The sequence below is a fragment of the Alsobacter sp. P4_H11 genome (genome assembly GCF_056400925.1).
This window is the reverse complement of record NZ_JBFUKI010000003.1, coordinates 124433-137290: the sequence shown is the minus strand read 5'-3', so window position 1 is coordinate 137290 and position 12858 is coordinate 124433. Positions and strand designations below refer to the sequence as shown.

At 67.5% G+C, this 12858-nt stretch carries 4 protein-coding genes; 2 read left to right on the top strand and 2 right to left on the bottom strand.

Going from position 1 to position 12858, the window contains the following annotated elements; genetic code table 11:
- Nucleotides 1-11: 11 nt before the first annotated feature.
- Entirely contained in the window at nt 12-4547 is a 4536-nt protein-coding gene (locus AC1DSZ_RS06385) for a beta strand repeat-containing protein (RefSeq protein WP_476837544.1), read from the bottom strand.
- 20 nt (nt 4548-4567) lie between these two features.
- Nucleotides 4568-9772: a beta strand repeat-containing protein gene (locus AC1DSZ_RS06380; protein ID WP_476837543.1), complete on the bottom strand. Its 5205-nt coding sequence runs from the start codon at nt 9770-9772 to the stop codon at nt 4568-4570.
- Nucleotides 9773-10331: 559 nt separating this feature from the next.
- Here AC1DSZ_RS06380 and AC1DSZ_RS06375 point away from each other — a divergent pair.
- Both AC1DSZ_RS06375 and AC1DSZ_RS06370 read left to right on the top strand, forming a co-directional pair.
- Nucleotides 10332-11555, top strand: coding sequence for a TolC family protein (locus AC1DSZ_RS06375; RefSeq protein WP_476837542.1), 1224 nt, complete (start codon nt 10332-10334; stop codon nt 11553-11555).
- Nucleotides 11556-11684: 129 nt separating this feature from the next.
- Complete coding sequence (locus AC1DSZ_RS06370) at nt 11685-12806, top strand: aminotransferase (RefSeq protein WP_476837541.1); 1122 nt, start codon at nt 11685-11687, stop codon at nt 12804-12806.
- Nucleotides 12807-12858: the final 52 nt, after the last annotated feature.

Here is a 12858-nt window from a genome sequence, read left to right as displayed (position 1 = left end):
GCCGCGCTCCCTTACGCCGCGATCACATGCAGCTTGGCGAGCAACGTCGTATGGGCGTCGTCGGCGTAAATGTCGTAGTTCGTGGTGCTACCCGAGACCGAGCTGACATAACGGCTCCCCGCGTCCGCGATCGCGATCACGTCGCCGCCCGAGAGATTGGTGTTGATCGTCAGGTCCTTGCCGGAGTCCGTCATGGCGGCGATCTGCGCGCCGCTTAACGTCAAGTTGGCGTTTACGCCTGTCTGCCGGAAGTCGAGCACCTCCACGTTGGTGAGCGCCGCCGCCAGGTCAGCGCCCGAGAAGGACGACCCCGAACTCGCCGCGATCGTGACCGTATCGGTGTTGGTTCCGCCGTCGATGCGCGCCCCGATCGTCAGCGAGCTGCCGTCGATCGTGAACGCGTCGTTTCCGGCGCCGCCCGACAGCGTGTCCGCTCCACCGCCGCCGATCAGCGTGTCGGCCAGCGCGCCGCCCGTGAGCGCGTTTGCGCTTGTCGTGCCTGTGAGGACGTTGGAGCCCGCCGACGAGCCGATCACATTCTCGATCCCAGAAAGAATGTCGCCCTGGGCGTCGCCGCCCGATTGCGAGGTCGAGAGCGTGAGGTTCACGGTGACTCCAAGCGTGGACGTCGCGTAGCTGGCCGTGTCGGTGTCTGCCCCGCCCACGAGGCTGTCCGCGCCCGCGCCGCCGATCAGCGTGTCGTTGCCGGCCGCACCGTCGAGCGACTCACTAGCCGTGTAGCCCGTCATGACATTGTCGAGACTGTTGCCGAATAGGAATACAGCCTGCGTGCCGACATAGATGAGGTTTTCAAGGTTAGCGCCTAAAGTCCAGCCAGCGGTCCTGTTCGTGATCACCGTATCGATGCCTTCACCGGCAAGTTCTGTGATCGTTACAGAACTCGTCGGGCTGTAGTAGATGTCGTCGCCTAAGCCGCCCACAAATGTATTCACAAAAGAAAATGTGCCGTTTCCGTTGCTGAGATAGTCGTTGCCTGCTCCGCCATAGATTGTCTGGACCACCCCGGCCGCCGCCACGATGGTATCGTTGAAGCTTGAGCCGACGATGGTCTCGATGCCGGTCAGGATGTCGCCTTGTGCGTCGCCGCCGCCCAGCGTGACCGTCTTGGCGCCGCCACCATTTGGCAGAGGGTCCGCCAGCGTTCGCGAGCCCTGCTGAGCCGCTCCGCTCAGGCTCAGGTCAATGCTTACGCCCGCTGAGGAGGTGGCGTAACTGGCCGTGTCATTGCAGGCGCTGCCGGTGATGCGGTCAGCGCCTGCGCCACCAACCAGAACGTCGTCGCCGGATCCGCCATCCATCGTGTCGTTGCCAGCGCCGCCTACCAAGGAATTGGCTGTGCTCGATCCAGTCAGGACATTGGCTGCGGTCGCGGAGCCAGTCACGTTCTCGATGTTGAGCAGGATGTCGCCCTGTGCGTCGCCGCCCGACTGGGAGGTGCTCACGCCGAGGTTCACGGTCACGCCGGCCGTCGAACTCGCGTAATCCGCCAAATCCAATCCCGCGCCGCCATCCAACGTGTCGGCTCCAGCGCCGCCCGCCAACGTGTCATCCAGCGTGCCGCCCGTGAGCGCATTGGCTTGTCCGTCGCCGCGCAGGATATTCTGCGTGAGCGCGTTTCCGACGACGTTCTCGATCGAGCTCAGCACGTCGCCGTCGCTGGCCGCTCCGGCCGCGAGATCAATCGTGAAGGGAGTCGATGAGCCGGTGGCGGCCACCACGTTGTCGATGGTGCCCGTGAAGCTCGAGCCGCTCGCCTCGATCGACAGCGCGGTTCCGGTCGCCACAAAAGTCGCCGTGACGGTGCCCGAGGCGCCCAGGGCGCCAGAGGTGTAGACGATGTTGGTTCCATTAACCGTACCGTTGGTGATCCTGAGAACGGAGCCGCTCGTTCTCGTGTAGTCGAACGACACCGTATAGGTCTGGCCGACGGTGAGCACATTGGTCTGGTAGACGATTGAAGTGGCGCTTGCCGTGGTGACCACGCCGGCCGCGATCGTGACGTTGCTGCCCGTGGTCCAGCCCGTGCTCGTGTCGAAGGTTCCGTTCGCGACCGTGTTGGAGTTGTAGTCGACGGTGTCGACTCCGGCGCCACCGTTCAGCGTGTCCGCGCCCGCTCCGCCGATAAACGTGTCCGCGCCTGAGCCGCCCGTGAGCATGTTGGCGTTGGCGTCGCCCGTCAGCTTGTTCGCCGCCGTGGCCGATCCCACCACGTTCTCGACGCCGATCAGCACGTCGCCCGCCGCGTCGCCGCCAGTCTGGGTGGTTCCGAGGGAGAGGCTGACGGTCACGCCCTGCGTCGACGTCGCATACGTGACCGTATCGGCGCCTGCGCCGCCCATCATGGTGTCATTGCCGGCTCCGCCCAGGAATGTGTCGTTCCCGGTCTCGCCACGCATCCAGTCATTGCCCGATCCACCGTCGATCAGGTCCGCGCCGCCGCCGCCCATGACGCTGTCGTCGCCACCGCCGCCATTCATGGTGTCGCCGGCCGAGCTTGCGGCCGTGATCTGGACGTCGTTGAGGCTGACGTCGACGCTGCTGTTGGCCGTCATCGAAAGGCTGACGGTTGCGGCGCCCGTGGTGGTCGCCGTGAACGTGTAGGAGTAGTTCGACAGGACGTTGAGGCCGAGCGCCGTCGTGGTCTGGCTGAGCGCGGCTCCGCCTGTCACGGAGACGCTGAGCGCCGTGCCCCCGGTGCCGGCTCCAACACGCATGGCGTCGAAGCTGAGCGTGTAGGTTTCGCCCGCCACAACATTGACCGTCTGGGTGGCGGTGCCCGTGGTGAATGCTCCCCGCCCCAGGTAGAGCCCGCCGGGCCCGGCTTCCACGGCCGCGCCCGACCACCCCCAGGCGCTCCCGTTGCCGCCGCCGTTTCGAATGAGGTTCTCGCCGAACAGGATGTCCGATCCCCCCCCGCCCGTGATGACGTTCTGGCCGGCTGTTCCGGTGATGAAGTTCACGATGGTCGAAGGTGTGCTGCCTGAATACACGCTCCACGCGCCGGCCGTCGCCGTCGCCGCGCCGGTGACGTTTTCGATGTTGGCCAAGATGTCGCCGGCCGCGTCGCCGCCGATCTGGGACGTGCTGAGGTTGAGGTCCACATAGACGGCGCTCGCCGAGGTGGAGTAGTCGGCGGTGTCAATCCCCGCGCCTCCGTCGAGCGTATCCGTTCCGGCTCCGGCTACGAGCACGTCGTCGTCGCCGCCGCCGGAAAGCGTGTCATTGCCCGCGCCGCCGACCAGCGTGTCCGCCCCGAGCCCGCCCGTGATCGTGTCCGCGCCTGCGCCGCCCGTCAGCAGGTTGGCGGCGGCGTCGCCCGTGAAGCGGTTTGCGGCCGTCGCCGACCCCGTCACGCTCTCGATCCCGATCAGGACGTCACCCGTCGCATCCCCGCCGGTGATGCTGCCCGGGACTTTGAGGTCGACGGTGATGCCGGTCGTGGAGGCCGAGTAGTCGGCGGTATCGAAGCCCGAGCCACCGTCCATCGTGTCCGCGCCGGCGCTGCCGATCAGTGTGTCGTTGGCATTGCCGCCTACAATCGAATTTGCGTTGGCGTCGCCCTTCAGAACGTTCGCGCCGGTCAGCGAGCCGATGACGTTTTCCATGCCCGAAAGCACGTCGCCCTCAGCGTCCCCGCCCGTCTGCGAAGCCGTTGAACTGAGGTCGACGGTGACGCCCGCCACCGAGGTGGAATAATTCGCCACGTCCGCCGTTCCGGCTCCGCCCACCAGCGTGTCGGCTCCGGCGCCGCCCATCAGCGTGTCGTTGGCCGACCCGCCAACCAGGCTGTTCGCGTTGCCGTCGCCCTTGAGCCAGTTGGCGCCCGTGGTCGAGCCGATCACATGTTCGACGCCCGACAGCACGTCGCCGGCCGCGAGGCCGCCCGCCTGGCCGGTGGTGGTGTTGGTAAGATCCACCGTCACGCCGGAGCCGGCCGAATAGTCGGCGACGTCGCCGCCGCCGGCGCCGCCCGCGAAACTGTCCGCCCCCGCCGAGCCGCGCACCGTGTCGTTCAGGGCTCCGCCCGTGAAGCTTTCACCCGCGCCGCTGCCCTTGAAGCTGTTGGCGAAACCCGACGCGCCGATCACCACGTCGATGTTGCGCAGGATATCGCCAGCCGCGTCCCCGCCGGTCTGGGAGGTCGCCAGGCTGAGATCGATTGTCACCCCCGCGCCCGAGGTGGAATAGTTGACGAGGTCGAGGCCGCCCGAGCCGCCATCCATGGTGTCGGCCCCTGCGCTGCCCCCGAAGGTGTCGGCGGCCGCGCCGCCCACCAGCGAGTTGGCCGCGGAGTCGCCCGTGAGGCTATTCGCCTGGGTGGCCGATCCGATGACGAATTCGATGCCCGACAGCACGTCGCCCACCGCCAGCCCGCCGGCCTGGCCGGTGGTGGTGTTTCGCAGGTCGACCGTGACGCCCGCGCCGGCCGAGTAGTCGACCACGTCGGCTAGGCCCCCGAGGCCCAGCAGCGTGTCCGCGCCGGCGCCGCCCACGAAGGTGTCCTCGCCCGCGCCGCCCGTCAGCACGTTGGCGTTGGCGTCGCCCGTCAGGCGGTTTGCGGCGGTGGCCGAGCCGGTGACGTTTCGATGCCCGACAGTATGTCTCCCGCTGCATCGCCGCCCGCCTGGGACGTGGCCAGCGAAAGGTCCACCGTCACGCCGAGGGTGGACGATGCGTAGTCCGCAAGGTCCGTCCCGAGCCCGCCCACCAGCGTATCGGCTCCGCCGCCGCCGCTGAGCGTGTCGTCCGCCGATCCGCCCACGAGGCTGTTGGCTGCGCCGTCGCCCGTCAGCCTGTTCGCGCCCGTCGTCGAGCCGGTGACGTATTCGACGCCCGACAGCACGTCGCCTCCGGCGTCCCCGCCCGTCTGCGCCGAACTGATCGTGAGGTCGACCATGACGCCCGAAGCTGAAGCCGAGTAGTCGGCAAGGTCGGCGCTTCCGCCCCCGGCCGCCAGCGTATCGGCCCCGAGTCCGCCGACCAGGGTGTCGTTGGCCGAGCCGCCGACGAGGCTGTTCGCCGCGTCGTCGCCCGTGAGCCGGTTGGCTGCGGTTGCCGAGCCGATCACATGTTCGACGCCCAGCAGAATGTCGCCCGCCGCAAAGCCGCCGGTCTGGCCGCTGAAATTGTTGCGCAGGTCGACCGTGACGCCGCCACCCGCGGAATAGTCGACGACATCGCCCGCTCCACCCAGACCCACCATGGTGTCGGCGCCGAGGCCGCCCACGAAGGTGTCGTCCGCCGCGCCGCCCGTGAGCAGGTTCGCGCCGGCATCGCCGGCAAGCCGATTGGCGGCCGTGGAGGAGCCGGTGACGTTGGCGATGCCGGCCAGGATGTCTCCCTGCGCATCGCCGCCCGATTGCGACGTGGCGAGGGAAAGGTCCACGGTGACGCCGGCCGCAGAGGCGGAATAGTCGGCCAGATCGATCCCGCCGCCGCCCGTGAGAGTGTCGGCGCCGCCTCCGCCGGCCAGCGTATCGTTCGCCACGCCGCCCGTGAGCGCGTTGCTGAAGCCGTCGCCGGTCAGTCGGTTTGACGAGAACGCTGACCCCAGGACGTTCTCGATCCCGGCCAGCACGTCTCCGGCCGCATCGCCGCCGGACTGTCCTGTCGCTGAGGCGAGGTTCACGGTGACGCCAGCCGCCGAAGCCGAGTAGTCCACTACGTCTACGCCGCCGCCGCCGGTCATCGAGTCCGCGCCGATGCCGCCCAAGAAGGTGTCGTCGCCAGCGCCGCCGGTGAGCACGTTCGCGAGCCCGTCGCCTTTGAGCCAATTGGCCGCCGTGCTGGAGCCGGTCACGTTCTCGACGCCCGAGAGCACGTCGCCCGCCGCATCGCCGCCCGCCTGGGAGGTGGCGAGCGTCAGGTCGACCGTGACGCCTGCTGTGGACGAGCCGTAATCTGCCGTATCCAGACCCGCGCCGCCAATCAACGTGTCAGCCCCGACTCCGCCTGCCAGAGTGTCGTCGCCGCCGCCGCCCGTCAGCACGTTCGCGGCCGTGTTGCCGGTCAGCCGGTTGGCCGCTGTTGCGGACCCGACCACGTTCTCGATGCTCGACAAGGTGTCGCCGGCCGCATCGCCGCCCGATTGTGAGGTCGCCAACCGCAGGTCGACGGTGACGCCCACCGCCGAGGCGGAATAATCGGCCGTATCGAGGCCATTGCCGCCGATGAGCGTGTCTGCTCCACCGCCCCCGATCAAGGTGTCGTCGGCGCCGCCGCCCGTGAGCAGGTTGGCCGCGCTATCGCCCTTGATGCGGTTCGCCCCGAGCAGCGAGCCCGTCACGTTGTCGATGCCGGACAGAACATCGCCCGCCGCGTCGCCGCCCGATTGTGCGGTCGCGATGGTGAGGTCGACGTTCACGCCCAGAGCCGAAGTCGAGTAGTCGGCGATGTCGGCGCCGCCGCCGCCGGTGAGCGTATCGGCTCCCGCGCCGCCGATCAGCGTGTCGGCCGCCGCGCCGCCCGTAAGCGCGTTCGCGCGCGCATCGCCGGTGAGCCTGTTCGACGCCGCCGCGGAGCCCGTGATGTTTTCGATCTCGGTGAGGATGTCGCCTTGCGCATCGCCGCCGGACTGGGCGATCGAAAGCGTGAGGTCGACCGTCACTCCGGCGGCTGAGCTCGCATAGCTGACCAGATCGACGCCGGCCCCGCCGATGACGGTGTCCGCCCCCGCACCCGCCAGGATCGTGTCGTCGCCGCCACGCCCGTCGATGCGATTCGCATAGGCGTCGCCCGTGAGCGTGTCGCTGAACTGCGACCCAAACGCGCCTGAGAAACCGGAAATCGTGTCCGTTCCGGTTCCGTTATCGACCGTCGAGGCGCCGGCCCCGAGTGTGACCCGCACGCCGCCGTTGACGCCGTTGGCCGCCACCGCCGCAGTGAGCCAGCCATAGTCGATCACGTCCTGCGCGCCAGCGCTCGCCATGTCATAGTCGGCCGTGGTGGCTCCGCCCAGAAGCAGGTTGGAGCCGGCGCCGCCCAACAACGTGTCCGCGCCTTCCCCGCCTATCAGCGTATCGTTCAGGCTGCCGCTTCGAATGGAGTCGTCGCCGGCGCCGCCGTCGATCATGTGTGCGGACAGGGAATCGGTCACGATGCTGTCGCTGCCGCCGCCGGAGATCAGGTTCTCGATGCTGATCAACAGGTCCGTTCCGGCCGAAGACGTGGCGCTTCCGTTCGGGCCGAGCACAACGACGCGGTCGATGGCTCCGAGTGCGCTGTAGTCGACGACGTCGGATCCAGCGCCGCCGTCCAGCGTATCGCCGCCGTCCAAGCCTACGATCGTGTCGTCGCCACCGCCGCCGAGGATCGAGTTGGCGCCGGACGTTCCGCGCAGCGTGTCGCCATACGCAGAGCCGATCACGTTCTTGATGTTGGCGAGGATATCCCCCTCGGCCTCGCCGCCGTGCTGCTGGGCCGCCGAGTTCAGATCGACCGCCACGGCCGCGTTCGAAGCCGAGTAATCGACGAGGTTCAAACCACCACCGCCCATGATCGTGTCGGCGCCTGCGCCGCCCACGAACGTATCTTCGGCGTTGCCGCCCACCAGCACATTGTTCAGCGCGTCGCCCGTCAGCCGATTGGCCCCCGTGAGCGAGCCCAGAACCACCTCGAAACCGGAGAGCACGTCCCCGGCGGCGTCTCCACCGCTTTGTGCGCCCGCCGAGCGCAGGTCCACACTCACCCCGGCGATCGAGCCGGTATAGTCAACCGTGTCGAAGCCGGCGCCGCCAACAAGCGTATCGGCGCCGGCGCCGCCCTCGATCGTGTCGCTGGCAGCGCCGCCCGTGAGCGAATTGGCGCCGGCCGTGCCGATCAGGTGATTGGCGCCTGTCGCCGAGCCGATCACGCTATCGATGCTGTTGAAAACGTCGCCCTGGGCGTCGCCTCCCGATTGCGTGGCGGTGTTCAGGTCGATGGTCACGCCGAGCGTCGAATCCGCGTAGTCGGCCGTGTCGTTGCCGCCTCCGCCCGTGAGTGTGTCCGCCGATGCGCCGCCATTCAACGTGTCGTTGGCCGCTCCGCCTGTCAAAAGGTTTGCGGCTGCGTTGCCGGTCAGCGTGTTTGCGCCCGTCGCCGAGCCCAGGATGGCGCTGAAACCAGTCGCCAGATCGCCCTCGGCGTCGCCGCCGTGCTGCGGACCGCTCCATGCGAGGGACACGATCACGCCCTGCGCGGACGAGCGATAGTCGAGCGTGTCCCGCCCGCCGCCGCCAACCATGGTGTCGGCTGAGCCGCCGCCCTCGATCACGTTGTCGCCGGCGTCTCCCGTTAGGGAGTCAGCCTTGGCGGACCCGATCAGGTTCTCGAATCCGTCGAAATGGTCGCCACGCGCGAAGCCGCCCGAGGCTGCGCCGGTCGCGAGGTTCACGGCGACGCCGCTGTTCGACTGGCGGTAGGACAAGGTGTCCACGCCTGCGCCGCCGTGGATCGTGTCCGCGCCTGCGCCGGCGATGACGGTGTCGTCGCCCGCGCCTGCATCGGTTTCAGAACCGGGCGGGTTGGACCACAGCACCAGGACATGCTCGCCCGTCACCGGGTCGACGAAGTCCATGTCGGCACGCCCATGGACATCACGGATCCCCACCAGTCGCGTGCCGGCGGCTGTCCGTGTTTGATTGTCCGAGTTCCGCAGCAGGAACTCGATGCTGATCTCGAAAATCGACAGGAAACCGTTTGCGTCCGGCGTGACGGAGTCGTCGGGGATCTGATAGCTCAGCAGAAAGCTGATCTGGTTTGGCTTGGCGAGGCTGTCCAGCATCATCGTGAACGTGCCGTCGCCGCGGTCCACCGCATTCGTGACCGCGAAGCCGAGCGGCAGGTTCTTGAAGGTCGCTTGTGCGGCGACCCAGCCGGAACTCGGCACCGCAACGCTGCCGCGGAACTCGCGCGAGGACGACCCCACATGGGCAAGCGTCGGGCTGTCGATGGCGATCTCGTCAGCCAGTGACGAGCCGGTGATCCTGCGTGATCCGCTCTGCCCCGCGTAGTCGGACGCGACGCTCGACGTCGGGCCGCCGGTGCCGCCGAGGAACTTGAAGCCGCCGGACGGCAACGGCGACATCATGCTCGTTTCGGTGTTGAACAGGTCGAAGGCGAGCTTGGCCCTCAGCACCCCGTCATTGCCCGGCCGTCCGACGGGCGCTTCGGGAGCCCCCTGCGATCCGCCCCCGTCCAGTTGTTTGATGGGTTGCTGTTCAAACAGAGCCGTCTTGATGATCTGCTCTGGCAACTTCGGCGCTGCACCCTCCTCGGGCGCGGCGAACCGGGCGATGCGCATCAGCGGGGCCGGCCCCACATCCACGCCGGGACCTTCGCCTGCCGATCGGCTCTGAGCATCCTGGGCGTCAGTCTGGGCGGCCGCCCCGGTCGCGGGCGCGATCAGCGATTGGATAGGCGCAAGATGCAGTTCGGAGATCGCGCCGATCAGAGTTTGTGGGTCGACTTCTCCGGCGAGAAAGGCGAGCTGTGGCGGCTTGGGCCCGACCGCCGTCATGCCGAGGTTCGGCAGGATGATCTTGGCCCCGTCTGGGAAGGTGAGCACGATATCGACGTCCAGCGCCAGAACCGTGCAGTCCGCCAGGTCGAAGCCGAAGGTCAACTTAGCGCCCGAAGCGCCGTCCACCACCACGACGGACCCCGGCGCAGGGCGCGCCACGATGGCCTCTGAAGCACCACCCTTGGTGGGCTCCCCAAGCATCACTGTGGTGAGAGAGGCATTGGCGTCAGCCGGAGAGGAAGCGGGCACGGATGCACCTTTGGCAAAGGGTGGTCCGCGACGATATGACCGCTGCAATTAAAAAGTGTTAATTCAAGAATTTGCATCAGGTTTTTCAAGGCTGTCTCAGGCGAGCTGCTCCTCGTATCCCGATAAATGCTGGGTTGCGTAACAGCCAGCTACGCGTGGAAAACGCAAATCATGGTTTATCATTTATTAAAACAATCAAGGGAGTTTGATATCGGTGGCGTGGGTGAGTCCGCCGGTTCGAGGGAAGATGATTCTGTTGCGCAAGGCTCTGCCGTTCGCCGGAAGGTCTAGCAGACTCCTGCTCGTGCTCGCGTTGGCCGGGTGTGTGTCCGCTTGCCAAACGACGAAGATGTCCAGCGCTGCATGCGAACCCAGCGCGTCAGGTCAAAATGAGGGCTGTCCCCTCGTTCTCGCGGCCGAAGCGATCCCGACTGCAATCGAAGTTGCGCCGCCCGTAGCCGACCCTGTTTCACCCGCTCCGACCGCCCCGGATCGCGAAGCCCCGTCTCCGCCTGCCGCCGCGTCCAAGAGGAGCGGCCAGCTCAGTCTCGCCGAGATGATGCGGCGGACGCTGGCTGTCAGCCCCTCAACCGGCCTCGCCCAGGCGATCGAGCAGGAACTGGGCGCCGGCGTCGCGGTTTCGCGCGCCGCGTTCCTGCCGCAACTCTCGCTACAGGGCGGCACCGGGCAGTCGCTCAACGGCTCTTTCCATACCTCGACCTACCGCGACTATTGGGCCGACCGGAACGTCGCGGGCGCATGGCGAAACGACGTGTCGTTGTCGGGCTCGCAACTCATCTATGATTTCGGCGCCTCGCGATCCGACCTCGATCGCGCCGTGAAGGCGCGGGACGCCCAGTCCCTGCGCGTTATGGCGGCCGCCGAGGAGGCGGCGCTGAGCGCCGCCCAAGCCTACGTCAAGGTGCAGGAAAGCCGGGAGCTGCTGGCCCTCGCCAAGGAGAACCTCGTCGCCCTGCAGGGCATTGAGACGCTGATTTCCCGGAGCGAGCAGAACGGCAACGGGACCCAGGCGGACATGAAGCGGGTTCGCGCCCGCGTCGTTGACGCCGAAAGCACCGTGGTTGATCAGGACCTGGACCTCAAGGTCGCCATCGAGAAGTTTCGCAGGCTGGCGCAGACGGATCCGGACGGGCTTCAGACCGCCCCGACCCTTCAGGCGTCGCTACCCGCGAACGCCGCGCAGGCGCTGACCGAGGCGGCCAAGAGCAGCCCGCAACTGCTGGCTGGATCAATCGCGGTCTCCGCCGCGCAGGCCGAAGTCTCAAGCATCGTCAGCGCCGACATGCCGCGCCTGGGCCTGACGCTGGATGCGTCGCAAAAGAACTATCGCGCCAATCGCACCCGTTCGGAGGTGGACGCCACCGGCCTCCTGACGCTCACCTACAAGCTCGCCGATGGCGGCATGTCCTCGGCCAAGCGCGAGCAGGCCAGCGCGCGCATCACCCAGGCGGAGATGCGCCTCGCCTCGGACCGTCTCGACGTCGAGCTCGCGGTTCGCCAGGGCTATCTGCAGCTGTCGTCCCTACGCGCCAAGGCGCAGGGGCTGGGGGAGGGCGTCTCGGCCAGCGCCAAAGCGCGCGAGCTTTATCGCGAGCAGTTTACGGGCGGCAAGCGCAGCCTGCTCGAGCTCCTGGAGGTTCAGACCTCCTATTACACCGCGCGCTACAACGCGATCACGAACGGCTACGAGCAGCGCCGCGTCACCTACGCTATCCTGAAAGCCGTGGGCGGCCTGCGCAACGCCGTGGCGCGCCGCGCCTGAACGGCGCCGCAACGCCGCTCCGCAAAAAATCGGCTTTACCACAACCCCGAATAGCCGCCATGGAGGAGCGCAGCGCCGCCGGGCGCCGGCCTGTTCTCGCGCTCTGCGCGCCGCCATTCGGAGATCATGATGCGCATCGAGCCCTTCGGCGTCGAAATCTGGATGAACGAGTTCGAGCTGAAGTGCGAGCTCAACCTCGCCGAGACCTGCGTCGAAAGCCTCACCATCGAACAACTGCTGGCCCTCTCGGGCCGGAACGACCAGACCCTCTCCGAACTCCTGCCCATGAAGATGACCTATGGGGCCATCGAGGGATCGGACCGGCTGCGCGACGCCATCGGGGCCATGTACGAGAAGCAGGCGCGCGACAACATCGTGGTCACGCACGGGACGATCGGGGCGAACTCGCTGGTCCACCAGGCGCTGGTGTCGCGCGGCGACCGGGTGATTTCCGTGATCCCGACCTATCAGCAGCACTACTCGATCCCCGAGAGCATCGGCGCCGAGGTCGTTCACCTGCGCCTGCGCGAGGAGAACGCCTACCTGCCGGATCTCGCCGAACTGCGCGAACTCGCCTCGCCCGGCGTGCGCCTGATCGCGATCAACAATCCCAACAACCCCACTGGCGCGCTGATGGACCGCGCCATGCTGGAGGAGATCGCCGACATCGCGCGCGCCCACGACGCCTGGGTGCTGTGCGACGAGGTTTACCGCGGCACCGACCAGGACGGCCCCGGCATGACGGTCTCGATGGCGGACGTCTACGAGAAAGGCATCAGCACCGCCGGCATGTCCAAGGCCTTCTCGCTGGCAGGGCTGCGCCTCGGCTGGGTCGTGGCCCCGCGCGAGGCGATCGAGGCCGTGATGCACCATCGCGACTACAACACTATCTCGGTCGGCATGATCGACGACTATTTCGCCGCCATGGCGCTTGAAAGCCGCGACAAGGTGCTGGCCCGGAGCCAGGCGATCACGCGCGGCAATCTCGCCATGCTGGCCGAGTGGGTCGAGCGTGAGCCGTTGATCTCATGGGTGCGGCCAAGGTCCGGCACCACGGCTCTGCTGAAATATGATCTCGACATGCCGTCCCGCGACTTCTGCGTCGCGCTGCTGCGGGAGACCGGCGTCCTGTTCACCCCCGGCTCCGCCATGGAAATGGAGGGCCATGTCCGCATCGGCTACGCCAATGCGCCCGCCATCCTGAAGGCGGGGCTCGCCCGCGTGTCCGAGTTCCTGGCCCGACGCGCCTGAGCCTCGCAGCATCCTGCCAATGGCGTCCTGACGCTCACCCGTTGTCCCCTCG